The organism is Hippea alviniae EP5-r, from assembly GCF_000420385.1.
GTDB classification, from domain to species: Bacteria; Campylobacterota_A; Desulfurellia; order Desulfurellales; family Hippeaceae; genus Hippea; species Hippea alviniae.
Window position 1 is genome coordinate 1,118,502 of sequence record NZ_ATUV01000001.1, and the last position, 23,516, is coordinate 1,142,017.

General features: G+C 36.4%; 23 protein-coding genes and 1 pseudogene. 15 read left to right on the plus strand and 9 right to left on the minus strand.

Annotated elements, in window-relative coordinates; all coding sequences use genetic code 11:
• Positions 1–65: 65 nt before the first annotated feature.
• The 6 genes and pseudogenes from G415_RS0105780 to G415_RS0105810 form a co-directional block, all read right to left on the minus strand.
• Positions 66–1,304: a serine hydroxymethyltransferase gene (locus G415_RS0105780; RefSeq protein WP_022670672.1), complete on the minus strand. Its 1,239-nt coding sequence runs from the start codon at positions 1,302–1,304 to the stop codon at positions 66–68.
• Complete coding sequence (gene rpiB, locus G415_RS0105785) at positions 1,301–1,735, minus strand: ribose 5-phosphate isomerase B (RefSeq protein ID WP_022670673.1); 435 nt, start codon at positions 1,733–1,735, stop codon at positions 1,301–1,303. Before rpiB ends, G415_RS0105780 begins: the two co-directional genes overlap by 4 nt.
• A gap of 177 nt (positions 1,736–1,912) precedes the next feature.
• Positions 1,913–2,911 (minus strand): annotated as a pseudogene (locus tag G415_RS0105790) (Rpn family recombination-promoting nuclease/putative transposase).
• A 96-nt stretch (positions 2,912–3,007) separates the two neighbouring features.
• A complete protein-coding gene (locus G415_RS0105800; protein ID WP_022670676.1) occupies positions 3,008–3,478 on the minus strand; it encodes an HAD family hydrolase in 471 nt (156 codons plus the stop codon).
• Between the two features lie 10 nt (positions 3,479–3,488).
• Positions 3,489–3,728, minus strand: a complete 240-nt coding sequence (locus G415_RS0105805) for a hypothetical protein (protein ID WP_026939612.1) — start codon at positions 3,726–3,728, stop codon at positions 3,489–3,491.
• A 4-nt stretch (positions 3,729–3,732) separates the two neighbouring features.
• On the minus strand, positions 3,733–4,083 hold the full coding sequence (locus G415_RS0105810) for a NifB/NifX family molybdenum-iron cluster-binding protein (protein ID WP_026939613.1): 351 nt from the start codon (positions 4,081–4,083) through the stop codon (positions 3,733–3,735).
• A 260-nt stretch (positions 4,084–4,343) separates the two neighbouring features.
• Between G415_RS0105810 and G415_RS0105815 the strand changes: the two genes are divergently transcribed.
• From G415_RS0105815 to G415_RS0105885, 15 genes are all read left to right on the plus strand, one after another.
• On the plus strand, positions 4,344–5,693 hold the full coding sequence (locus G415_RS0105815; protein ID WP_022670677.1) for an OmpP1/FadL family transporter: 1,350 nt from the start codon (positions 4,344–4,346) through the stop codon (positions 5,691–5,693).
• Between the two features lie 118 nt (positions 5,694–5,811).
• Positions 5,812–6,354, plus strand: coding sequence for a glycine cleavage system transcriptional repressor (locus G415_RS0105820; RefSeq protein WP_022670678.1), 543 nt, complete (start codon positions 5,812–5,814; stop codon positions 6,352–6,354).
• Positions 6,355–6,362: 8 nt separating this feature from the next.
• Positions 6,363–6,866, plus strand: coding sequence for a peptide deformylase (gene def / locus G415_RS0105825; protein ID WP_033378674.1), 504 nt, complete (start codon positions 6,363–6,365; stop codon positions 6,864–6,866).
• A complete protein-coding gene (uvrB, locus tag G415_RS0105830) occupies positions 6,866–8,851 on the plus strand; it encodes an excinuclease ABC subunit UvrB (protein WP_022670681.1) in 1,986 nt (661 codons plus the stop codon). Before def ends, uvrB begins: the two co-directional genes overlap by 1 nt.
• A gap of 40 nt (positions 8,852–8,891) precedes the next feature.
• On the plus strand, positions 8,892–9,608 hold the full coding sequence (locus G415_RS0105835) for an ABC transporter ATP-binding protein (RefSeq protein WP_022670682.1): 717 nt from the start codon (positions 8,892–8,894) through the stop codon (positions 9,606–9,608).
• A 1-nt stretch (position 9,609) separates the two neighbouring features.
• On the plus strand, positions 9,610–10,569 hold the full coding sequence (locus G415_RS0105840; protein WP_022670683.1) for a SufB/SufD family protein: 960 nt from the start codon (positions 9,610–9,612) through the stop codon (positions 10,567–10,569).
• Complete coding sequence (locus tag G415_RS10010) at positions 10,569–10,832, plus strand: PP0621 family protein (RefSeq protein WP_022670684.1); 264 nt, start codon at positions 10,569–10,571, stop codon at positions 10,830–10,832. Before G415_RS0105840 ends, G415_RS10010 begins: the two co-directional genes overlap by 1 nt.
• Before the next feature lie 6 nt (positions 10,833–10,838).
• Positions 10,839–11,486 carry a fructose-6-phosphate aldolase gene (fsa, locus tag G415_RS0105850; protein WP_022670685.1) on the plus strand — a complete coding sequence of 216 codons (648 nt, stop codon included), beginning with the start codon at positions 10,839–10,841 and terminating at the stop codon, positions 11,484–11,486.
• Positions 11,476–12,057, plus strand: coding sequence for an RdgB/HAM1 family non-canonical purine NTP pyrophosphatase (gene rdgB / locus G415_RS0105855; RefSeq protein ID WP_022670687.1), 582 nt, complete (start codon positions 11,476–11,478; stop codon positions 12,055–12,057). Before fsa ends, rdgB begins: the two co-directional genes overlap by 11 nt.
• Positions 12,044–12,550 (plus strand): lipopolysaccharide transport periplasmic protein LptA, encoded by a 507-nt coding sequence (gene lptA / locus G415_RS0105860; protein ID WP_022670688.1) that lies wholly within the window; start codon positions 12,044–12,046, stop codon positions 12,548–12,550. The genes rdgB and lptA overlap by 14 nt, the downstream gene beginning before the upstream one ends.
• Positions 12,547–13,932 carry a glutamate--tRNA ligase gene (gene gltX / locus G415_RS0105865; RefSeq protein ID WP_202897969.1) on the plus strand — a complete coding sequence of 462 codons (1,386 nt, stop codon included), beginning with the start codon at positions 12,547–12,549 and terminating at the stop codon, positions 13,930–13,932. The genes lptA and gltX overlap by 4 nt, the downstream gene beginning before the upstream one ends.
• Positions 13,919–14,683: a YhjD/YihY/BrkB family envelope integrity protein gene (locus G415_RS0105870; RefSeq protein ID WP_022670690.1), complete on the plus strand. Its 765-nt coding sequence runs from the start codon at positions 13,919–13,921 to the stop codon at positions 14,681–14,683. The genes gltX and G415_RS0105870 overlap by 14 nt, the downstream gene beginning before the upstream one ends.
• A gap of 57 nt (positions 14,684–14,740) precedes the next feature.
• The gene (locus tag G415_RS0105875; RefSeq protein WP_022670691.1) at positions 14,741–16,132 is read left to right on the plus strand and encodes a DegQ family serine endoprotease; all 1,392 of its coding nucleotides are present in this window, start codon (positions 14,741–14,743) and stop codon (positions 16,130–16,132) included.
• A gap of 47 nt (positions 16,133–16,179) precedes the next feature.
• Positions 16,180–16,917, plus strand: coding sequence for an HlyD family efflux transporter periplasmic adaptor subunit (locus G415_RS0105880; RefSeq protein WP_022670692.1), 738 nt, complete (start codon positions 16,180–16,182; stop codon positions 16,915–16,917).
• The gene (locus G415_RS0105885; RefSeq protein WP_022670694.1) at positions 16,917–17,585 is read left to right on the plus strand and encodes an endonuclease V; all 669 of its coding nucleotides are present in this window, start codon (positions 16,917–16,919) and stop codon (positions 17,583–17,585) included. Before G415_RS0105880 ends, G415_RS0105885 begins: the two co-directional genes overlap by 1 nt.
• Positions 17,586–17,783: 198 nt before the next feature.
• Here G415_RS0105885 and G415_RS0105890 read toward each other — a convergent pair whose 3' ends face one another.
• The 3 genes from G415_RS0105890 to G415_RS10015 all read right to left on the minus strand — a co-directional run bounded on the left by G415_RS0105890 (position 17,784) and on the right by G415_RS10015 (position 23,338).
• Positions 17,784–18,386, minus strand: a complete 603-nt coding sequence (locus G415_RS0105890) for an ATP-binding protein (RefSeq protein WP_155825442.1) — start codon at positions 18,384–18,386, stop codon at positions 17,784–17,786.
• Positions 18,387–18,452: 66 nt separating this feature from the next.
• Positions 18,453–21,353 (minus strand): ABC transporter substrate-binding protein, encoded by a 2,901-nt coding sequence (locus G415_RS0105895; protein WP_022670696.1) that lies wholly within the window; start codon positions 21,351–21,353, stop codon positions 18,453–18,455.
• Entirely contained in the window at positions 21,350–23,338 is a 1,989-nt protein-coding gene (locus G415_RS10015; RefSeq protein WP_022670698.1) for an EAL domain-containing protein, read from the minus strand. The genes G415_RS0105895 and G415_RS10015 overlap by 4 nt, the downstream gene beginning before the upstream one ends.
• Between the last annotated feature and the right edge of the window lie 178 nt (positions 23,339–23,516).

The following is a 23,516-nucleotide window of genomic DNA, read 5'->3' on the forward strand; positions in this document are numbered from 1 at the left end:
TGTGCCGCCTTCCTTATAAAACTCAAGCTGCGCAGCGTTTGATTTGACTATAAAAAGTGCAAGTATCAGACAGAGTAAAACATAAACTCTTCGCAGAGCTTTTTCACCTCTTCTCTTATCATGCTATATTTCTTCTCATCACCTATGTTGTTGAGCACTTCCGTTATAAATTCGCCAATCTTTTCCATCTCTTTCTCTTTCATTCCGCGCGTTGTTATGGCTGGTGTTCCTATTCTTATACCGCTTGCTACAAACGGGCTTCTTGTCTCACCAGGAATCGTGTTCTTATTAACCGTTATACCAACCTTACCCAATGCTTCTTCTGCATCTTTACCTGTTATATTCTTATTTGTCAAATCAACAAGAATTAGATGATTATCAGTGCCGCCAGAGACAAGTTTAAATCCGTTATCTATTAAAACTTCAGCTAACTTTTTGGCGTTTTTAACAACCTGCTTCTGATACTCTTTAAACTCATCACTCAAAGCTTCTTTGAAGCAGACAGCCTTTGCAGCAATCACATGCATTAGTGGACCACCCTGCATACCGGGAAATACCATCTTATCAATTGGCTTTGCAAAGAACTCCTTTGTCATTATCATGCCGCCTCTTGGGCCGCGCAGGGTTTTGTGTGTTGTTGTTGTAACAAACTCGCAGTATGGAATTGGGCTTGGGTGAAGGCCTGCAGCAACAAGGCCTGCAATATGAGCAATGTCTGCCATTAAGTAAGCATCAACGCTATCCGCTATCTCTCTGAACTTTTTAAAATCTATAATTCTTGGATATGCACTTGCTCCACAGACGATTAATCTCGGCTTAAACTCTTGGGCAATCTCGGCTACTTCATCATAATCTATCATGCCTGTTTCAGGATTAACACCGTATCCGAATGTAAGATACAGTTTTCCTGAGAAGTTAACCCTTGAGCCATGTGTTAGATGCCCACCGTTTGTTAAATCCATACCAAGCAGTCTGTCGCCAGGCTGCAGCGTTGCCATATAAACAGCCATATTTGCCTGAGAACCTGAGTGTGGCTGCACATTAACATGCTCAGCACCAAAGAGTTTTTTTGCCCTTTCTATAGCAAGATTCTCAACAACATCGACATATTCACATCCACCGTAATACCTTTTTGAAGGATAGCCTTCAGCGTATTTATTCGTCATAACAGAACCTTGAGCTTCCATCACAGCTTCGGATACAAAGTTTTCGCTGGCTATAAGCTCAAGGCCATACATTTCTCTTCTTTTCTCGTTCTCAATAGCCTGATACACATCTGGGTCAAAATCTTTTAAAACTCTCATACTCCCTCCATCTTTGCTATTTTATCTATTCTTCTCTTATGCCTGCCTCCTTCAAACTCTTCCCTTAAAAATATCTCAACCATCTGCTTTGCTATCTCAACGCCCGTTGTCCTTCCACCAAACGCTATGATGTTTGCGTTGTTGTGTTTTCTTGCATACTCTGCCGTATAAGCATCATGACATAAGGCACACCTTATACCTTTAACCTTATTTGCCGCTATACTCATACCGATACCTGTTCCACAGATTAATATACCCTTTGAGTCAGTTTGTGCAACCTTTTGCGCAACAGATTCGGCTATGTCCGGATAATCGCATGATTCTTCTGAAAATGTACCCAAATCTTCAAACTCAACACCCTTTTCTCTTAGGAAAACTTTAATCTTCTCTTTCAACTCAAAACCACCATGGTCAGAGCCTATAAAAATCACAAAAACCCACCCCCTTATAAATTTTCAGCAACTTTATATCAAAATGGAATTCTATTTTCTATATTTTGTAATGAAAGACAGATGATGGCTTAACTTTAAGTTAATTGTGAATTCAAATAATTGTGGATTTAAGAAATAGCTCTTCATTATATCTTAAAGGTGGCACTCAAAAACCTTTCAATTATTTATCAAAAGCTTCTTTATCTCATCAACACTCTTCGCATCAATAATCGCATCTTTTATGGTTTTGAGTTTATCGATGTCATTAATTGTTTTTATTGACTCAAACAGAGCAAGTCCATCACTGCTAAACTTAAGCTGCAAGCCTATTTTTATGGCTTCGAGCAGTCCTTCATAAACACCTTCCTGCCAACCAGCCTGTTTTCCTTCCTGCCAGCCTATCTGTTTGCCTTCTTCAATTAGTCTATCTGCTAATGTTGGCATTTTGTCTCCTCCTGTTTCTTTAATTACTCTGCTTAGTTCTTTTTTGTCTATGTCTCTGGCTATAATAATATACTCCAAAAACAGACAATATCCATTCTTATCTGATACCTGTATAAGAGCTTTAAGGACAGGCTTTAGGCTCTTTATATCATCAAATATATGTTTCATGCTCAAAAGTCCAGCCAAAAGCTCAAGGTTGTTTATTGCTTTTGTTGTTTCTATTATCTTGTCATCGTTGAGTCTGTTTGTATCGAAGATAATGCTTTTAAAATTTAAAAGATACTCTTTTATGTTTTTGTCTTCAATATTGAAATAGTTTGAGAAGTTTTCAGGAATAGAGAGCTTCTTTTTTCCATGATAGAAGATAAAGGGAATTATGGGTATCAACTCTTCTTTGTTCTTTATGTTTGTCTCTCAGATGGTTGTCATGTATGAGAGTATCTGAATGAGAGTAAATCTGTCCGCGTATGATTTATGCTCAAAGAGTATGTATATCTGAGCTTTTCTTCCTTTTTCTTTACTTGTTTTGCACTCAACGACTAAATCAAGATGATGCCTTTTGTATCTCTTTGAAATCTTCTCTGTGTCTATAACCTTTATTGTGTTTAAGTCTAATGATTGCTTGAGTTTTTCTGGCAAAAATGAGATTAAGAAATCCTTTATATTTTTCTCATTGCTGAATAGCCTTTTGAAGAATGTGTCGTGTGGTTGGGTGAGTTTTAAATTTTCCATATTTCAATCTTACATAATGGGTATAAAAAGACAAGGGTAAAATACATTTTAAACAAACCATCCAGACGACTCACAAAGAGCCGCCTGGATTAAAATTTAGCCCCTTAAAGTTGCTATAAGTTTTGTGGGATTTAAAAGAAGCTCAAATACACTGTCTATGCCATAAACAACAATATCAGCACTCAGAAGCGTCTGAACAGCTATACCTTCACCATTATCAACAGCTATACCCAACGCTGCGCTTTTTAGCATCTCTGCGTCATTTCTTCCATTTCCTATAGCAACAACATCACTACAGCCAAGCTCATAGATGAAGCTTTTTTTAAACTCTCTCTGATTCTCCTTTGGAGCTATAACTATATCGCAAGGCAGAATTTCAAGCTGAGAAGATGCAGATGAGAATGTATCACCCGTCAGAACATAGATTTTTAGACTCTTTGAGAGCTCATCCATCGCATTTTTAACACTATCAACAAGAACACCAGAGTTTGCAAGCGTGCCGTTGAAGTCAAAGACAGCTTTTTTGAGCTTTAGAACGCCATAACTCGGTATGTGAACTTCAATCACTTAAATCCTCCTAAAAGTCGCCAAATCTTCTTCCTCTGCCCATGCCACGACCTAAGCCTCTTCCCATGCCTCTACCTAAACCTCTGCCCATTCCTCGACCCATACCCTTGCCCATGCCAGGACCTGCTCCAGCATACTCATCAACCCTGTAAACATTGGCCGAACCACACTTTGGACATACAGGCCTGCCTGTTCCGAAAGGCTCTTCAAACTCTGCTCCGCAATCTGCACACTTAAACCTTCTCATCATTTTCTTACCCCCTTATTAAACTTTCAATAATTTTTTCTATCTCTTTCTCTTCTGTCTCCAATACACTTATGCCAGCATACTCAAGATTCATTCTCATACCTTCACCTATATCCCTTGCAACAAACAGCTCAACACCATAATCAGACAGAATAGCAGGTATAATTCTGCCTGCTCCAAGTCCTCTGCCGGTCTCTTCTGAGCCCATACCATCCTTTACCATCTCAGGGATTGGGTTTTTAACGGCAACCCTTTCCATTATCTCGCCATTCCCAATATCTACAATAGCAAGGTATTTGCTAAGAGCTGTATGTGATGCAATCTTTTTTAAATTGTTTGTTGGAAATGCGACTTTCATACTTTTACCTCCATCATTTCTCCTGTTTTGAACATATGTCAAATTATGAAAAAGTCAAGAACAAATTCAAAAAATTCCTAAAAACTCTCAAAAAACTTTGTATAAGAATTTGTATAAGAAAAAGATTCTCTATATTTTTTACGGAAAATCTTTCAGAAAAATTATGTTTTTTATTGACATGAATATTATAGAGTTATAGTATTACTTTGGCAGCTATGAATTTGTAATTTAATTGACTTTTTAACAAAAGGAGGTTTAAGATGTCTGTTAAGAAAAAGCTTTTTAGTGCTGCATTGGCTGCTGGATTGGTTTTTGGCATCTCTAACATCTCTAACGCAACTAATGGCTACTACATGATAGCCACTGGTGCAAAATCACTTGGTATGGCAGGTGCTGTTGTTGCAAACCCGCAGGATGCATCAACAATCATCCAAAATCCTGCTGGAATAGCTTGGTTACCAAATACAATGTTCGATGTTGGTGGTTCCCTATTCATGCCACCAAGAAAACTCAATGGACACAAGAGTGACTCCAATCTGTTTGTTGTTCCTGCTGCTGGCTTCGCATACAATCCTATGGGTTGTAATTGTGGAACACCTCACTTTGTATTTGGCATTGGAATGTATGGTGTTTCCGGTATGGGTGTTGATTGGAGTGATAATAACTTAACAGGAGACCAAAAAGTACCCGTCATGACACCCTTAGGACCAGTCAATGTAAAAACTGGTTGGTTAAAAAAAGCCTATTCAAATATGCAAATGATGGAAATGTCTATTGGTGGTGCATATAGAACCGGCAATTTCTCAATAGGTTTCGCGCCCGTATTTGTCTATCAAGCCCTAAGTATGGAATTCGATTGGAATGTTCCAGACTATAAGAACACCTTAGGTGGAGGAGTGTACACCAACCAACAAATGAAATTGCCAAGCCCCGGGGTTCACACAGATTCCTTGGATACAGCAAATGCGTACGGAATAGGGTTCGACTTAGGTTTAGTATACAAAATTAATGACATGCTCACGGTTGGTTTAGTATACAAATCAAAAAGATACATGCAAAAATTAGAGTGGAACACGACTCCAGGAAATGGATTGATGATTACCTCCGACAAAGTCAAAATGAGGCTTGATATGCCTCGCCAAGTGGCATTCGGCATTGACTTTAGGCCTATTGAACCCTTACGAATAGAAACAGATATAAGATGGATAAACTACAAAGATGTAATGTGGGAACCAAAAGTAAGTGGACTTGCAATTGATAAATGGCCCTTCCATTGGCACAATCAGTGGGTGTTTGCAGTTGGTGCATCCTATGACATATCAAAATCCTTTACAGTAAGGGCAGGATTTAATTACGCAAAAAGTCCTATAAAAGATGAAGACCTAAATAGCAACATAGTTGCACCAGCTATAGTCCAGACCCACGCAACAATAGGATTTACATACAAATTCACTAAAAACTTTGATATATCAATGGCATACGCCCACGCCTTCTCCCATAAACAGAGCGTAAAAAATACAGATATGCAAGATGTAATGATGTATGGGCCAGAAACAAGTGTGAAAATGCACCAGGACACAGTCGCTTTTGAGTTAAGCTATGTCTTTTAATTAAAACCCAAACCTCCTACAATAAACATAAGCCGACTCTTCAAGAGTCGGCTTTTTTATTTGAATTAACAATCTTTTCTATATACAATTGAGCCCAAGAAAATAAAGGGGGTAGAAAATGGACAAATACTTTTATGCCCTTACGGTTATTGGCAGGGATAAACCGGGAATAGTGGCTGCGGTATCAGAAGTTTTATACAATAAAAACATCTCCATAGAAGATTCAGTTTCAACACTATTGGGCGACCAGTTCACTATGACACTCATAATCTCATCTGAGACAAACTATGGTGTATTAGAGTTAAAGAAATCGTTTGCAAAGGCAAGAAAAGAGCTTGAGCTAAGTATCTCTTTAAGGAGAATCGAAAAAGAAGAAGCAAAAACAAAAGAACCAGAAAACTTATACAGCGTATCTGTGTATGGTGAAGACAAAGTCGGCATAGTCTATACAATCTCAAAAGCCTTCGCCGACAATAATATAAACATTTTAGATCTAAGAACAAGACTCACAAGTGCTGATAATCCTATGTATGTAATGATTCTTGAAATAGATTTGCCAAAGGACATCTCAGAAGATAAATTCAAAGAGATTCTAAACAATGCAAGCAAGCAGATAGGTGTTGACTACTCCATTAGAAAAATAGAGACTTACGAGCTTTAGGAGTGCCTATGCTAAGAGACATAGTGATATACCCGGATAAAAGACTAAAAGAAGTATGCGATGAGATAAAAAATATCGACGAGAAGGCTCTTAAAGTCGCACAAGACTTACTTGATACCATGAGATACTACAACCATACAGTCGGTATAGCAGCACCGCAGATTGGGGAACTCGTGCGTATTATTGCTATAGACGCATCAAAAAACAAAAAAGGTCAAAAAATCAACCACGGCGAGCTTATAATGATAAACCCTGAAATCCTTGATTGGTCAAGCATAATAAAGACAAGAGAAGGCTGTCTAAGTGTTCCGGATTACACAGGCAATGTCAACAGGGCACGCAAAATTACCGTAAAATACTATGACCTTGACGGCAAAGAACATCAGTTTGATACTGAAGGCTTTGAAGCCGTTGTTATTCAACACGAGATAGACCACTTAGACGGAATCCTGTTTATAGATAGAATAATCTCAAAAAGAACCGATCTGTTCAGAAGAAAAAATTACGGATAATGGGTATATTCAAACTTGTCAGCGATTTTAAACCTTCGGGTGACCAGCCACGCGTTATAGACGAACTGGTAAATAACCTAAAAAATGGCGTTAAATATCAGGTTTTACTCGGCGTAACAGGAAGCGGCAAAACATTCACACTTGCCAATGTAATAGCCCGGCTAAATAAACCCGTTCTTGTCATATCGCATAACAAAACACTTGCCGCGCAACTGTACAACGAGTTTTCCCGTTTCTTTCCAGAAAACGCCGTTGAGTACTTTATAAGCTATTACGACTATTATCAGCCTGAAGCTTACATTCCAAGAACAGACACATACATCGCCAAAGACTCATCGATAAACGACGAGATAGACAGATTAAAACAGAAAACCGTTATGAGTCTTTTAACAAGAAGGGATGTAATTGTTGTTGCCTCAGTATCATGCATTTATGGTGCCGGTGAGAAGGAGGATTACTCATCTTTGGCTTTTTACATAAACATTGGAGATAAACTATCAAGAAGCGACATACTAAAACGATTCGTCGAGCTGTTATATGTAAGAAACGATATAGGTTTTGAGCGCGGAACATTCAGAGTAAGAGGCGATGTTATAGACATCTATCCTTCGTATATGCGCAACCTTGCAATAAGAATAGAGTTGTTTGACGATGAAGTGGACAGAATCGTCATGTTCGACCCGCTTTCAAATAGGGTGATAGAAGAGAAAAACTCCGTTGCCATATTCCCTGCAAACTTCTTCATAACCACAAAAGAGAAGAAAGAGAGAGCCATAAAATCGATAAAAAAAGAGCTTCAGGAGAGAATAGAGTATTTCAAAGAACGAGGAAAACTGCTTGAAGCCCAAAGAATAGAAGAAAGAACGCTATTCGATATTGAGATGATTGAGCAGACAGGCACATGTCCCGGTATTGAGAACTATTCAAGACACTTTTCAAACAGAAAAGAAGGAGAACCACCGGGAACTTTGATAGATTACTTTGGAGATGATTTTTTGACAATAATCGATGAGTCCCATGTTACAGTCCCGCAGTTGATGGGCATGTATCGTGGTGATTATTCACGCAAAAAGACGCTTGTTGACTACGGTTTCAGATTGCCTTCTGCTTTAGATAACAGGCCTTTAAAATTTGAAGAGCTGGTAAAAAAGTGGGATCAGGTTATATTCGTCTCTGCAACGCCTGCAGAGTTTGAGATAGAGCTATCAAAAGGAGTCGTTGTTGAGCAGATAATAAGACCAACTGGACTGATGGAGCCACCTGTTGAAGTAAAACCGATGGATAACGCCGTTGATGATTTGTATAGCGAGATAAAAAAAGCAACAGAAAAAGGTGGCAAAGTTCTTGTAACCACGCTAACAAAAAGGATGGCAGAAGACTTAAGCGAATATTACAACGAACTCGGATTGAGAACAAAATACATGCACTCCGAATTCAACGCAATAGAAAGGGCAAAATTGATTAGCGATTTGAGAAATGATAAATTCGACTGTATAATAGGCGTAAATCTTTTAAGGGAAGGTCTTGATATACCTGAAGTCAATCTTGTTGCTATACTGGATGCAGACAAAGAAGGTTTTTTAAGGAGTACTACAAGTCTTATTCAGACGGCAGGCAGAGCTGCAAGAAATGCCGATTCGAAAGTTATTTTTTATGCAAACAACATGACAGAATCGATGAAAAAGGCGATAGACGAGATAAACAGAAGAAGAAAAATTCAGGAAGAGTACAACAAAAAACACAACATAACGCCAAAGAGCATAATAAAATCAAAGGATAACAAGATGCTTCAGATGTGCAACCTTGACTATATGGACGAACTTGAAGAGATAATAACAGAAAAGATAGATAAGAAGGATATACCAAAAAGGATAAAACATCTGACAAAACTTATGAAAGAAGCAGCCAAAAAGATGGACTTTGAAAACGCAATAAAATACAGGGATGAGATAGAAAAACTCAAAAAACTTGACCTTGAGACTTAGAGCACTATTATTTGTTGGAAACTACAAGTAAGGGGGAGAAATGCTTGAGCTTAAAAACATAAAATACACAAAAAACTCAAACGAAATCATCAAAGGCATAAACATGAAGTTTGAAGAAGGCAAGGTTTACTGTATCGTTGGCAACAACGGTGTTGGCAAATCAACAATAGGATACATCATTATGGGTTTGAGTGATTATAAGCCAACCGAAGGTAAAATCTTACTCAATGGTGAAGACATAACGGATTTAGACATAACCCAAAGGGCAAGAAAGGGAATTTCACTTCTGTGGCAAGAGCCTGCAAGGTTCGAAGGAATAACCGTTGAAAATTACTTAAAGCTAAACAGAGACATAAAGAAAGAAGAGATAGAAGAAGCCCTAAAGCTTGTCAATCTTGACCCAAGCAAATATATGCGCAGGTATGTTGATAAAAAATTATCAGGTGGTGAGAGAAAAAAGGTTGAGCTTGCAAGCTGTATTCTTCTAAAGCCAAAGTATATCATAATGGATGAGCCAGACAGCGGCATAGACATAATGAGCCTTGACATGATTGTTAAAGTTATAAACCACTTCAAGTCAATGGGCAGTGCTGTCATAGTTATAACACACAGAAAAGAAATAGCCTTAAACTGCGGATACTCATACCTAATCTGCGCAGGCAAAGTCTTTTTAGAAGGCAAGAGCGATAAAATTGTTGAATATTATGAGAAAACTTGCGACAACTGCGGTCATGTAAACTATCTGGAGGAAGATTAAAATGGACATAGTCAAAGGATACGAAAAAGAGTTTGAGCAACTTGTTGAAATATATGAAAAAAACACTGGTGATAAGAGCCTAAGAAGCCCTGGTGTTGCAACAATTATCGTAAGTGGAAACAAGGTTGTTGGATTAAACAGTGTAAAAGGAATGCATATAAGCTCAAAGGAGAGAGCCGATGGGCTTGTTATGATAGATGTAGAGATAGAAGACAACACGATAATCCCTATCCCTGTTCATCTCTGCACAGGGTTTTTAAAGAAAAAAGGAGAGCAAATTCTAAAGTTTAACTATATAATCGGCAATAATGTTAAGGTAAAATTCAAATCACACTGCATTTTGACAAAAGTTGAAAAGCTGCATCACTATATGGAAAGCGACATGTATATCGGTAAGAACTCGTTTGTCGTGTATGAAGATGAGCATTTTCACGATGAAGGCGGTGGAGTTTTTGTCGAGACAATAACAAGAATGAAGGTTGATGAGAACTCGTTTTTTGCAAGTAAATTCTATGAGACAAAAACAAGGGTTGGGCGAATCAATGTTGTTATGGATATAGAGCTAATGAAAAATGCAAAAGCCAACCTTGAAAGCAAAATATATGGAAGAAAAGACGATATAATAGATATACGAGAAGTTCTAAGGTTAAACGGCGAATATTCAAGCGGTATAGCAACATCAACCATTTTTGCAACAGACCAGACAAAAGCCCATGTTGTAAACGAAGCATACGGCAACGCACCTTATGCAAAGGGCCATATCGAGTGTAATGAGATAGTAAAAGGCGATGAAGTTGAAGTTTCAACCCTGCCGCTTTTGAAAGTCAAAAACGATAAAGCAGAATTGACACACGAAGCAAGTGTTGGACGAATAAACCAGGCTCAGCTTGAAACATTGATGGCGAAGGGATTAACAGAAGACGAAGCAGCCGAGTTTATTGTAAACGGACTGTTGAGCTAATGCTAAAACTTATATTCTTTTTATTTTTGCTGTTTATATTCGTAACGGTCTATTCATTTAAAAAGCGCATAGACAACATACTCGATGCACTATTTCCACCAAAACAGAGAAAAAACACAAACAGTCAACCAGAAGAGCTGGTAAAATGTGCCACCTGTGGCGTATATCTGCCAAAACACGACGCAGTAAAGAAGATAAAATTCAACGGCGAGATAATATACTTCTGCTCAAAAGAGTGTAAAAATAACTACAAAAAGGGGTGATAAAAGATGAAGTTCTTTCTTGATACGGCAAATGTTGAAAAAATCAGAGAGTTTGCAGAGATGGGTATAGTTGATGGTGTAACAACAAACCCAAGTTTAATAGCAAAAGAAGGCAGAAACTTTGAAGAAGTGATAAAAGAGATAACCCAGATTGTTGATGGTCCCATATCTGCTGAAGTCACGAAAGACACAGCTAACGAAATGGTGAGCGAAGCTGAAAGTTTAGCATCGATTCACGACAACATCGTAATCAAAATTCCAATGACAAAAGAAGGCATAAAGGCAACAAACATGCTTGCAAAAAAGGGTATAAAGGTAAACATGACGCTTGTATTCTCACCTGCCCAGGCACTCCTTGCAGCAAAAGCCGGTGCAAGATATATAAGTCCATTCGTTGGAAGATTAGACGATATATCCCATATTGGCACTGAGCTTTTAATTAGTATAAGGGAAATTCTGGACAACTATGACTTTGAGTGCGAAATCATAGCAGCAAGCATAAGAAATCCGCTGCATGTGGTTGAAGCTGCAAGAATAGGCGTTGATATAGCAACAATTCCGCCAGCAGTAATGGAGCAGCTGTTCAAGCACCCATTGACAGATATAGGCATAGAGAGATTCAAAAAGGATTGGGAGAGTGTTTTTGGTAAGTAAAATCGTATTTGCAAGCAACAACGAGCATAAATTAAAAGAAGTAAGGGAAATTTTAAAGGACATAGAGATTCTGCCTGCAAAAAGCGTGATTGACAAGTTTGAAGTTGAAGAAAACGGCAAGAGTTTCTGTGAAAACTCGCTTATAAAAGCAAAAGCTTTGTCTAAGTTCACAGATTTACCTGTTTTGGCTGATGATTCTGGACTTGAAGTCTTCTCTTTAAATAAAGAGCCCGGCATCTACTCATCAAGGTATGCAGGCACAGGAAGAGACGAAGACAACATAAAAAAGCTGCTTGAGAATTTAAAAAACAAAACAGACAAAAAGGCAAGATTCACATGCTGCATGACACTTATAATCGGCGATAAGATTATTCAAAAAGAAGGCTATGTATACGGCGTCATCATTGACAAACCAAAAGGAAAAAATGGCTTTGGTTATGACCCGATATTTATACCTGACGGATTTGATATAACCTTTGCTGAGATGAAACCTGATGAAAAAAACAAACTATCCCACAGAAAAAGAGCCTTAGAGCTTATAAAAAAGGAGCTTGAGAATGCAAATATTTAAAAAAATGGCGACAGTTTCTATACTTCTTCTTGCTCTAAGTTTTAGTGCATTTGGAGTAAACCCAAAGCAGTACTTGGGCAAAAAGCACATTCCACTTCACATAACAGCAGACAAATTAACGGCATTTGACAAGAAAGGCTTATACATATTCGAAGGCAATGTAATAGCAAGAAGGGGCGATACAACACTAAAATCAGACAAAATGGAAGTGTATAAAAATCTAAAAACAGGCGATATATCAAAGGTTATTTGCACTGGTCATGTTGTTATAACAAAAGAGAATAAAAAAGCTACAGCGAATAAAGCTATATATAATGCAACAAATTCAGAAGTAACCCTGATAGGCAATGCTGTTGTTATATCCGGTAAAAACACGATAAAAGCAGGTAGAATCGTGTATTATTTAAACAAAGATTATGTTGTTTCTCAGGAGAGCAATAAAAACAAAAGGGTTGAAGTTACAATATATCCCAAAGAGAAGGAGAACAAATGATGGTAAGAACACGATTTGCACCATCTCCAACAGGACACTTGCACATCGGCGGATTAAGAACTGCAATTTTTAATTACCTTTTTGCAAAAGCCAACAACGGCGAATTCGTTTTAAGAATAGAAGATACAGACAAAGAGCGCTCTAAAGAAGAATATACAGAAGCGATACTCGAAGGTTTAAAGTGGTGCAAGATTGAGTGGGATGAGATATGTTATCAAAGCAAGAGAAATGATATATACGAAAAATACTTAAACAGACTCGTAGAAGAAGGTAAAGCTTACAGATGCTACTGTTCAAAAGAGAGACTTGAAAAACTCAAAGAAGAGCAGCTAAAAAAAGGGGAAAATCCGCATTACGACGGCCACTGTAGAAACTTAAAAGAGTATCCAGAAGACAAGCCCTATGTTATAAGAATAAAACTGCCAGAAGAAGATATAGATTTTTACGACCATTTGCACGGCAATATGCACTTCTCATACAAAGAGTTTGACGACTTCATTATCAGGCGTTCGGATGGCTCTTTTATGTATAACTTCACGAATGTTGTTGATGATATAGAGTGTGGAATAACCCATGTAATAAGAGGCGATGATCATCTAACAAACACGGCAAAACAGATTGTTCTTTATAGGCTCTTTGGCAAAAAACCGCCTGAGTATGCTCATGTTCCGATGATTTTGGGTGAAGACAAAACGAGACTATCAAAAAGACATGGAGCAAAAAGTGTTTTGGAATATAAGGAAATGGGAATACTGCCAGAAGCATTGGTAAATTATCTTCTAAGGCTTGGATTCTCATATGGCGATAAGGAGATTTTCACATTTGAAGAGATGATAAAATACTTCTCCTTAGAAAGACTCAATAAGTCTGCAGCGGTATTTAACCCTGATAAGCTCATTTGGGTTAACTTTGAACATATGAAAATGAAAAAACCTGAAGAGCTACTTGAAGATTTGCGTCCATTTTTAGATAAAAACTGTTCAAACTTCAGCGATGAATATATAATTGAAGCAATAAAGACCCGCCAGACTAAGGCTCAAACACTAAAAGAGCTCGCAGACGAAATAAGATTTTATTGCGTTGAACCAGAAGATTATGAACAGAAAGCTGTAAAAAAATATGTAAAAGCATCAATAAAAGAACCGCTTGAGTATTTGTTAGAAAAATTAAAAGATGCTGACTTCTCAAACGAAGAGAGTCTAAAAACTGCATTTGAAGATACGCTCGAAAAATTTAACCTAAAGATGGTTAAAATTGCACAACCAGTAAGAATAGCTTTAACGGGCAAAGGTATAGGGCCTGGAATATACGAGATGCTTATGGTTCTTGGCAAAGATGAAAGCATAAAAAGAATCAAAAAGATGATGGATGCTCTCCTTTAATTTTAAAGAAGCCCTAAGACTGTATGGCAGAAAAAATGGCCCTATATGGAGCGCTTTTCTAACATACCTTACCGTTCTAAATATTGTACCTTTTTTCTATTTCTCTCTCTTTATACTTTCGCACCTGCCGTTTGTAAACAAAAAAATTCCTTACATAAAAAGCTATATAATTAAAATTATACCAACATACTCTCACCAACTGCTTGGTTATTTCGACATGTTTCTATCCAAACTCTCTTCAATGGAGCTTCTAAACTCAATTATATTTTCTCTCTCAATGTTGAGTCTTGTTTTTGGATTTTTAAAAACAACACGGTATCTATTAGAAATTGAAGAAAAGTTCAGAATTATAAGAACCATAGCATTTATGCTCATAAACATTGTTGCCGTTGGTGTGATAATAACAATAGTCATTGGAATAAAAATTGTCATCCCTATGCTTGCACCAAAAATAGCAGATACACTTTACGCAAAAGCTTTACCATTTATCGCATGGTTTGTTTTTTTAAGCTCCTTGTTTTATATATCAAAACCAAAGGAAATAAAAGCAGTTTCGGTCCTGATTGCATCATTTCTAACAACCATAGGTGTGTTCCTATTAAAACTCGCTCTGGCTCTTTATTTTTCAATCTTCTCATACAGCAAAATATACGGAGTTGTTGCTATTGTTCCGTCGATACTTTTGTGGCTCTTTCTTCTGTGGAATGTAATACTTTTTGGTATAGTTTTATCAAAAACCATAAAAACTTGAAAAACGAAAATAAAAGGATAGATTGAAAATGAAAAAATTAAGTTTGGGGGTGGTATTATGAAACATTTGAAACTCCATCGCATTATAGCTTCTCTTATTGTTTTGGTGTTGGTCATTAATTACACTGCATTTGCAGCATGCCTTCCAGATATAAGGGATGTTGCAAAAAAGGCGCTTCCGGCTGTTGTAAACATAAGCACAACTCAGATAGTCGAAGTGCCATCAAGTCCACTACCTGGATTTGGATTTGACCAGAATGACCCATTTGAACAATTCTTCCAACAGTTTTTCAACAACATGCCAGTAAAAAGAAAAATATACGCCTTAGGAAGTGGTTTTATTATCTCAAAAAAGGGCTACATACTAACAAACTATCATGTAATTAGAAGAGCAACAACAATCAGGGTAACGCTTCAAAACGGTGATGTATACAAAGCAAAAGTTATAGGAAAAGACCCAAAGGCAGACATAGCTTTAATAAAAATCAATCCGCGAGAAGATTTGCCAACTTTACCGCTTGGTGATTCAAGTGAAATTCAGGTCGGTGATTGGGTCGTAGCGGTTGGGAACCCATTTGGCTTAAATGGAACTGTAACAGCAGGCATTATATCGGCAAAAGGCAGGGTGATTGGCGAAGGTCCTTATGACCACTTCTTACAGACAGACGCGGCTATCAACCCGGGAAACTCCGGTGGCCCACTTCTTAATCTTAAGGGTCAAGTTATAGGCATAAACACAGCAATAATAGCTCACGGTCAAGGTATAGGGTTTGCCATACCTATAAACATGGTTAAAGCAGAACTACCCTATCTAATGAAAGGTGAAAAGGTAAAAAGAGGTTATCTCGGCGTTATGATTCAAAATCTAAGCAAAGATGCAGCAAAAGAGCTACATCTTAAAAACATAGAAGGTGGTGCAATAGTATCGCAGGTATTCAAAGGTGGACCAGCATATAAAGCTGGCATAAAACCCGGCGACATAATAGTCAGCGTAAATGGCAAAAAAATTAGGTCGGCAAGTGATTTACCATATATGATATTTACAATGAAACCTGGAACAAAGGTAAAATTGGGCATAATAAGAGATGGAAAAGAGATAACCAAAACTGTAATACTTGGCACAAGGCCAGCAGAAGGAGAGTTAAACAACTCATCAGAGACAATCTACAAAACGCCTTATGGATTCTCTGTATCTAACATAACACCAGAATTAAAGAGCAAATACGGCATAAAGGTTGACAAGGGTGTTGTTATTGTTAATATATCTCGAGACTCATTTGCTTATGCGGTAGGACTGCAGGTCGGAGATGTAATAGTAAAAATGAATTACAAGCCTGTAAGAAACATCAAGGATTTGAAAAAAATAATTGAAGAATCGAAAAACAAACGAGTTATATTCCTGAATGTTTTACGCGGCAATAGTCAGATATTTGTAACTATTCAAAGATAAAAGCTAAAAAATCAAGCAAGGGCGGTTCTGCCGCCCTTTTTAGTTTTATGAGAAAAAAAATAGATGGAATTTGGGTTTTTTTATCCATAATAGTAATCGTTGCAATACCGCTTCTATACAGCAGGATTTACAAAAACCTGTCTTATGTAATCATAAAAAACGCTTTTGTATCTGCTGAAGTCGTTGGTGTATCACCTTCGTATGTATCTGGCATGATAACAAAACTATACGCCAAAGAAGGTGATAAAGTAAAAAAAGGACAAATAATAGCGCTTATTGATGATACACTCTACAAAGCCGAAGTTGAGAAAAAAGAGAGCAGACTAAATAGCATATTAACAAAGTTAAAAAGTATAGACAATCAAACCGTTGTATATGAAAATCTAAAAGCCGAAGCTGACCTTGCTTCAAAGGATGTTAAACTTGCTAAACTCATGCTATCTTACACAAGAGTGACAAGTCCTATCAACGGTATAGTGGCAAAGGATATGGTTCATGTTGGAGATTCTGTATCATCAAATAGTGTAATTGTTTATATTTACAAACCTGAAACGCTGTATGTAAAAGCATACATAACACCAGAAAATCTTGAATATATAAAAATTGGCAAGAAGGTTATTATAAAAACCAACAACAGAGAAACAGAAGGCACGATAAAGAAAATTGGAGATATAGGTGTATTTTCTGTATGCAACACAAAGCCTTTAATACCCGTTAGAATAAACATAAAAAATATTGAAGGGTTTTACTTTTCAGAACCTGTTGAAGTTATATTAAAACGCTAATGAACATAGAAAAGTTAAAAGAGTTTCAAATAAACCTATCAAAACGGCTTAATCTAAAAGATAGGATTAATCCAAAAGAGATTAGATTTGTGGCAGGAGTTGACCTTACATATACAAACATCTGGACAAATCCGACTATAGGTATTGCATGCATCGTTGTCTATGACTTAGAAAAAGAGAAGGAGATAGAAGTTGTATTTGAAACAGCAAAGGTGTTTTTTCCGTATATCCCAACATTCCTTGCATTCAGGGAGTTGCCACTGATCAGAAAGGCATCAAGGAGACTAACAAATAAGGTTGATGTTTTTATGCTTGACGGAATGGGTATTATTCACCCAAGAAAGATGGGTATAGCGGCACATTTTGGTATCGTTGAAGATAGAGTAAGTATAGGTGTTGCAAAATCACATCTAACAGGCGAATACAAGATGCCTGAAAACTTTGATAGGGCAACAACAAAACTCTATGTGAATTCTGAATTTTCAGGTTATGTCCTACGCTCAAAAAAGAACACAAAACCCATATTTGTCTCACCCGGAAACAACATAAGCATCGAATCTTCATTAGAAATTACACTAAAATGTTTAAAAAAGTATAAAATTCCAGAACCAACACGCCTTGCCCACAATTACCTGCAGCAGAAAAGAAGAGAACTACTTAACTCTTAAACACCAATTACAATTAATTACCACTAATTACGATAAATTACCAAATTACCTTTAACCACTCACCACTATACTCCGCCACTTGCTTTCACACCCTTAGCCCTTTGTCTTTAGCCTTTAGCCTTTACTTTCACTCTCACAGCCCACCTTCACAGTTTATATCCCAAATAAACTTCAGCACTCTTTTTCATTATTTGAGAGTTAAACTTTATTATCCCCTTGTTTGAGTATAGAAAGAGAATATCCTTGTCTATTGCAACCTTCAACACTCTGCTTTGTATCTCCATTCATGTATATGTCTCTTAACTCTTGGACTTCATCTATTATTAAGACGGGCGTTTTGTCTTTTTCTCTTAGCTTTTTTAGAATATCAAAGAATAAATCAAATGGGTCTAATCTATTCTCCTGCATGGCATTGTATAGATTGAAGCTAACCATATAGTTTATTCCCTGCTCTGGTATGCTTATTTCACCCTTCAAGCCAGATATTATCACATTGAACTTCTCTTTCATCTTTGCAAGCATTGATTTGTTCTCTTCTGTGATGGGTTTGAAGTAGATATTTAAGAATGAGTCATAGTTGACAATAGCATACCTTCTAAAATTCACATAGTTGACATAGAATCTCTCATCTTTCTGTAAGATATTCTCAACAATGTATTCAACAAATGTTGTTTTGCCTGATGATTTTGGGCCATAGATGAAGAGAATGCTCTCTGGTCTTTCGTTTAGTCTATGTAGTAAAAATTCTTCTTCCTTTTCTCTATCTATGTAAGGACCATCTCGGTAGGTTAGTTTGCGCATTTGGGTCCCAATCTTTATCCAAATCTTAGGTTCAATAATACCAGTAAAAAGGTTATCTTTCAACGCTTATTCCAAAGGCAGTCTTATTTCAAACCTTACACCTTCATCAGTGTTTTCAACAACTATCTCTCCATTCATATGCTCTTCAACCATAATTTTGCTCATATACAAACCAAGCCCTGTTCCCTTTTTGCTATCTTTTGTGGTAAAATAAGGTTCAAATATCTTTGGCAGTATATCTTCGGGTATGCCACCGGCATTATCTTCAACAGCTATAATAACACCTTTATCATCACACTTTGTCTCTATCTTTATCACTGGTTCTTTAATTCTCCTTTCAACAATAGCATCCCTTGAATTATTTATAAAATTAAGTATGACATGCTTAAGCTCATTGGAATGTATAAGCAGTCTCTTTTTACAGTTAAGATGTAAATCTATCTTGATATTCTTTGCTTCTATGTAATCCCTTGTAATCTTAACGATTTGAACAATAATATCATCAATTACAGCTTCTTCTTTTGTTATCTCTGGCCTAAAGAAGTTTCTAAAATCATCAATTGTGCTGCTCAAATGCTTAACATACTCCATTATATTTTTAAGCTTATCGTTAATTAAATCTTCTGAGCACTCGCCCATCTGAATCTTTAGAAGCAAATTATTAACCGTCGCTGAAATAGCATTCAAAGGCTGTCTCCATTGATGAGCAATCATTGCCATCATCTCACCTGTCGCTGCAAACTTGGATTGCTGCATCATCATTCTATCTTTCTTTAAGTTCTTCTCTGTCTCTTCTTGAATTCTTTTTGTCAGATATTTATTCAGCTGGCTGAGTTTCTCCTGCAAAACTTTAAGTTCTGTAATATCAACAGCGGTTCCAAGTCTAACCTTCTCACCATTCAATACAATATTATCACCCTTTGCAAGCGTATATACAATATCTCCATCTTTTCTTTTAAACTTAAGTTCGTAAGGCTGAGTATGTTCAAGTTTCTGCTTCTTTCTCACTATCTCTATACAATCATCAGTAATGAAATCATATATGCTTCTTCCTAAAATTTCATCCTTCGAATATCCCAATGTTTTACAAGCAACATCATTTACATCTATACACTTTCCATCTTTTGATATTATTGTCATCTGCATAGAATACTTAGTTAATGTTTCAAAATTCTTTAAAGATTCTTCGAGTTGTTGTTTTGTTTTTGCAAGCTCTCTATTCTTTTTAAGGAAAAATCTAAGAACAAAGAACAGAACCAAAACGATAATGGAAAATATAGTAGTTATTTGCAAAATACTTTTTATTAGAAAACTACTGTATTGTTCTTTTATGTGTCTCATTGATTCTCTTGACCAAATCCTGTTCACATCTTCACGAGATATCAAAGCAAGGGACCTATCAAGAAGACCCCTCAATAAAGGCAAATCCTTTCTTACAGCAATAGATATAGGATAACTTATACCCGTTGAACCAATAATTGTTATGTCATTGTATCCCAATTTTCGCAAATAATAAGTTGCAACCGGTAGCGTAGCGATTGTGCAATATGCTCTGTTGTCATGCACATATTTAAACATATCTGCTATTGTGTTAGTTTGTATAATCTCCAAATGAGGACATATATTTTTAAGTATTTGAATAAGTGCTGAGCCCTTTTTTCTTGCTATTGTTTTGCCTTTCAACTCATCTAAAGAGACGATAAATGACCTTCCCTTCTTTGAGAAAACAAACAATTCATAGTTTATGTAAGGCTTGGTAAACAGAGCGTATTTTTCTCTTTGTGGTGTCCTAACAGCGCTTGGCAAAACATCGCACTTACCCTCTTTTAAAAACTCTTGAGATTCCCTCCAACTTTTTGTTTTTATAAGCCTATAATTCAAAGATAGTTGAGAAAGAACCTTTTTTAATACTTCTATTGAGATACCTTTGGCTTTTCCATTTTCAAGATATTCAATAGGTTTCCAATCGGGATTTATACATATTTTTACTGTTTTATACCTATTCAAAAATTCTCTCTCTTTATCAGTCAATGCAATTTCTTTCCTGGCAAAAATGAAATCTGAAACATATACTGTAGGTTTGCCCATTATGCTTGCGAATTGAACAACAATATCCTCAACAACATTTTTATCTATAAATCCAATAGGATATACGCTCGGCATAATGATACTTTGAATCTTATTTGCCTCATAATATAAAGCCTTTAAACTTTTTTTGGTCTTGTATCTCGTATAAATAATTCGAGATATCTCCTTTTTATGTCTTAGGGCATACTCCCATCCTTCTACGGTTGCCTTAACAAACTTACTCACTATATCAGGATGCTTTTTCAAAAACTCCTTAGATGTAAATAGATTTCCAGAATAAGCAAATATACCGTAATTAGATGGGTCAATAATATTATATCTAACGCCAAGTTTATTTAATGTATATGTCTGATTTGTAATATATATCGGTATTGCATCAACTCTTCCTTCAACGAATGGCTTTATCGTATATGGGCCTTTAAACCTTATAATCTTCTTAAAATGTATGCCAAACTTTTTAAGCAAAAGACCAACACTCGTTAGCCTTATATCCGCCCCGCCGCATAAAAACACCTTGCCTTGTAAATCTTCAGGCGTAAAAATTGAAGGTTTAACAGCCAAAACTAAAGGAGAACGCTTAAAGAAGTTTGCAACCATAACAACAGGTTTTTTTAAAATCATAGCCGCAAAAATCTCAGTCCCAACGACACCAAAATTAGCCTTCCCACTCAAAACATTATTTATAACATCACCACCATTGTACTGTCTTATTTCAACATCAAGCCCAGCCTTTCTATAAAACCCTTTCTCTTTAGCTGCTATATATCCAGCAAACTCAAATTGATACTTCCAGTTAAGTTGCAAAACAACCTTGTCCAAGGCATGAGCGTATGAGCTTAGGAAAAATATAGAAAGAAGGATTAAAACAACTCTCTTCATTTAACTAAATCTTCTAAGGGCTTGCCTATAAAATAACCCTGAGAGTAGTCTATACCCATATCTTTAACGATATTAAAAATCCTTTCATCAGAGACAAACTCAGCAACAGTCTTGTATCCCTGCTTGTTGGCAAACGAAACAATAGCTTCAACAATGTTTCTTGAGCTCACACTCTCAACAATCGTTTTTATAAGACTTGAATCTATCTTAATGTAATCTGGCTCATACTCAAGCAGACGGGAAAAATTGGAATATCCACTTCCAAAATCATCAATGGCAATCTTAACGCCAAACTCTTTTAGGTTCTTTATAAAACCTTTAACAATATGGAGTTGATTTATGCCTTCATCTTCCAAAAGCTCAACCACAAGCCTTCTCGATAAGGTGGGATTCTCCTTCAATTTATCTAAAATCAAGTCTCTTGTATTGGCATCTTCTATGTCAATTGCAGATAGATTTATGGATATTTCAGTTTTTGTCTCTGAAAGCCTTTTAAGTGCATTTTCGACAACAATCCTTGTTATCTGCTTGTAGTACTTGCCAATCTTTGCAACATCCAAGAACTCAAAAGGAGTATGAACTCTACCTTCCTTATCTATAAGCCTGACTAAAGATTCATACTTCTCTATCCTGCCAATTTTGTTGTTGTAAATTGGCTGATAATAGGAGACTATCCTTTTGTTTTTGATCGCATCCCTTATCATACTCAATGTCTCTATATTCTTTTTTGCTATCTCTTGAACCTGCTGATACAATCCATCTGCAGCAATTATGTCAATCTTCTCTTTTAGTGCCTTTTTTATGCCAAGATAAGCGTTTTTAAGCATATGTTTCTTCTCTGTGGCAAAACTCAAGAGCAAATCTATCTCATACTCATAATCACCAACCTTAATCGGTGTATTTCTTACATTCTCCTGAAACTGTTTAATATCTCTTAAAAACTCGTTTATATGTTTGTTGTTATTATACTCCTTTAAGAAGGCAAACTCACCATTACCCAAATTGTATTTAAAATCAAAACGACAACCATCAGGAAACAGGCTCTCGGACATCTTAACAAACTCTTCTTCCATCTTCTCTATCATCTCTTCGTCGTATAGATTCTGCAAATCGTCGTAATCTTCAATCTTCGCAAAAAGTAAAATGGGCTTCTTAAGTTCGTTAATCTTATCCTGTAAAACCTTCTTGGGATTGATAATATCGGTTATATCGTCTCTTACGGCTATATATTCAATAATATTTCCATCTTCGTCAAAGATTGGAGCAACATTGGCTTTTAAATAGACAGCCTTGCCATCCTTGGTTTTATTTTTTATTACACCCTTAAAAATCTTTCCGCTCTGTATCGTATCCCAAAGCTGCTTAAAAACTTCTTTGGGCATGTCGGGATGTCTAACGATATTGTGAGACTTACCTATAAGTTCTTCTCTTTTGTATCCTGTTGCCTTACAAAACAGCTCGTTTGCGTATGTTATAACTCCATCTAAATCAGTTTTTGTTACACTAAAACTTTCGTCGATTATCTTTTTATACTGTTTAAGCAGAGCTAAAGCCCTATCTCTCTCTTTTCTTAAAATCGTCTTTTCAACAGATCTATATATAGATTCCATTAGCTGGTTGATATCGATAGGCTTTAAAATATAACCATAGACACCTATTTTTATACTCTCAAGCAGATACTCAAAATTATTAAAAGCCGTGATCACCAAAACGGGCACTTTCTTGTCTATCTTTTTAATCCTTTTTATCATCTCAAGCCCGTCCATTTTTGGCATATTTATATCTGTGATTATTATATCGTGTCTTTTTGATTCGAATTTTTCGAGCCCTTCAACGCCGTCTTTAGCCGTATCTATAAAATTAAAGAAGTTAAGCAAAAGCTCTTCAGTCTCTTTTCTTGCAAACTCGTCATCTTCAACATACAAAACTTTTATCGTCTCTTTGCTATTTAGCTCTTTAATCTTTTCGAATAATTCCCTATCCATTTAAGGAAAAAATATACTACTTAAATCTATTTGTCAAATCTAACAAAGACTTGACAGAAATCAAAAATAAATTAAGATTGGATATACCTATGTTAAACAGAACACTTATTGAACTGATTAAGTGTATAAGTTCTCAAAAGAAAAAGTTTCTCATCCTGCCCCCCCCCCCGAGTGCATT

What these genes read in the sequence shown, in the direction of transcription:
- G415_RS0105780 (WP_022670672.1), bottom strand. Translation starts at nt 1,304, where the DNA reads ATGAGAGTTTTAAAAGATTTTGACCCAGATGTGTATCAGGCTATTGAG.
- G415_RS0105805 (WP_026939612.1), bottom strand. Translation starts at nt 3,728, where the DNA reads ATGATGAGAAGGTTTAAGTGTGCAGATTGCGGAGCAGAGTTTGAAGAG.
- G415_RS0105810 (WP_026939613.1), bottom strand. Translation starts at nt 4,083, where the DNA reads ATGAAAGTCGCATTTCCAACAAACAATTTAAAAAAGATTGCATCACAT.
- G415_RS0105815 (WP_022670677.1), top strand. Translation starts at nt 4,344, where the DNA reads ATGTCTGTTAAGAAAAAGCTTTTTAGTGCTGCATTGGCTGCTGGATTG.
- G415_RS0105820 (WP_022670678.1), top strand. Translation starts at nt 5,812, where the DNA reads ATGGACAAATACTTTTATGCCCTTACGGTTATTGGCAGGGATAAACCG.
- def (WP_033378674.1), top strand. Translation starts at nt 6,363, where the DNA reads ATGCTAAGAGACATAGTGATATACCCGGATAAAAGACTAAAAGAAGTA.
- uvrB (WP_022670681.1), top strand. Translation starts at nt 6,866, where the DNA reads ATGGGTATATTCAAACTTGTCAGCGATTTTAAACCTTCGGGTGACCAG.
- G415_RS0105835 (WP_022670682.1), top strand. Translation starts at nt 8,892, where the DNA reads ATGCTTGAGCTTAAAAACATAAAATACACAAAAAACTCAAACGAAATC.
- G415_RS0105840 (WP_022670683.1), top strand. Translation starts at nt 9,610, where the DNA reads ATGGACATAGTCAAAGGATACGAAAAAGAGTTTGAGCAACTTGTTGAA.
- G415_RS10010 (WP_022670684.1), top strand. Translation starts at nt 10,569, where the DNA reads ATGCTAAAACTTATATTCTTTTTATTTTTGCTGTTTATATTCGTAACG.
- fsa (WP_022670685.1), top strand. Translation starts at nt 10,839, where the DNA reads ATGAAGTTCTTTCTTGATACGGCAAATGTTGAAAAAATCAGAGAGTTT.
- lptA (WP_022670688.1), top strand. Translation starts at nt 12,044, where the DNA reads ATGCAAATATTTAAAAAAATGGCGACAGTTTCTATACTTCTTCTTGCT.
- gltX (WP_202897969.1), top strand. Translation starts at nt 12,547, where the DNA reads ATGATGGTAAGAACACGATTTGCACCATCTCCAACAGGACACTTGCAC.
- G415_RS0105870 (WP_022670690.1), top strand. Translation starts at nt 13,919, where the DNA reads ATGCTCTCCTTTAATTTTAAAGAAGCCCTAAGACTGTATGGCAGAAAA.
- G415_RS0105875 (WP_022670691.1), top strand. Translation starts at nt 14,741, where the DNA reads ATGAAACATTTGAAACTCCATCGCATTATAGCTTCTCTTATTGTTTTG.
- G415_RS0105880 (WP_022670692.1), top strand. Translation starts at nt 16,180, where the DNA reads ATGAGAAAAAAAATAGATGGAATTTGGGTTTTTTTATCCATAATAGTA.
- G415_RS0105885 (WP_022670694.1), top strand. Translation starts at nt 16,917, where the DNA reads ATGAACATAGAAAAGTTAAAAGAGTTTCAAATAAACCTATCAAAACGG.
- G415_RS0105890 (WP_155825442.1), bottom strand. Translation starts at nt 18,386, where the DNA reads ATGCGCAAACTAACCTACCGAGATGGTCCTTACATAGATAGAGAAAAG.
- G415_RS0105895 (WP_022670696.1), bottom strand. Translation starts at nt 21,353, where the DNA reads ATGAAGAGAGTTGTTTTAATCCTTCTTTCTATATTTTTCCTAAGCTCA.
- G415_RS10015 (WP_022670698.1), bottom strand. Translation starts at nt 23,338, where the DNA reads ATGGATAGGGAATTATTCGAAAAGATTAAAGAGCTAAATAGCAAAGAG.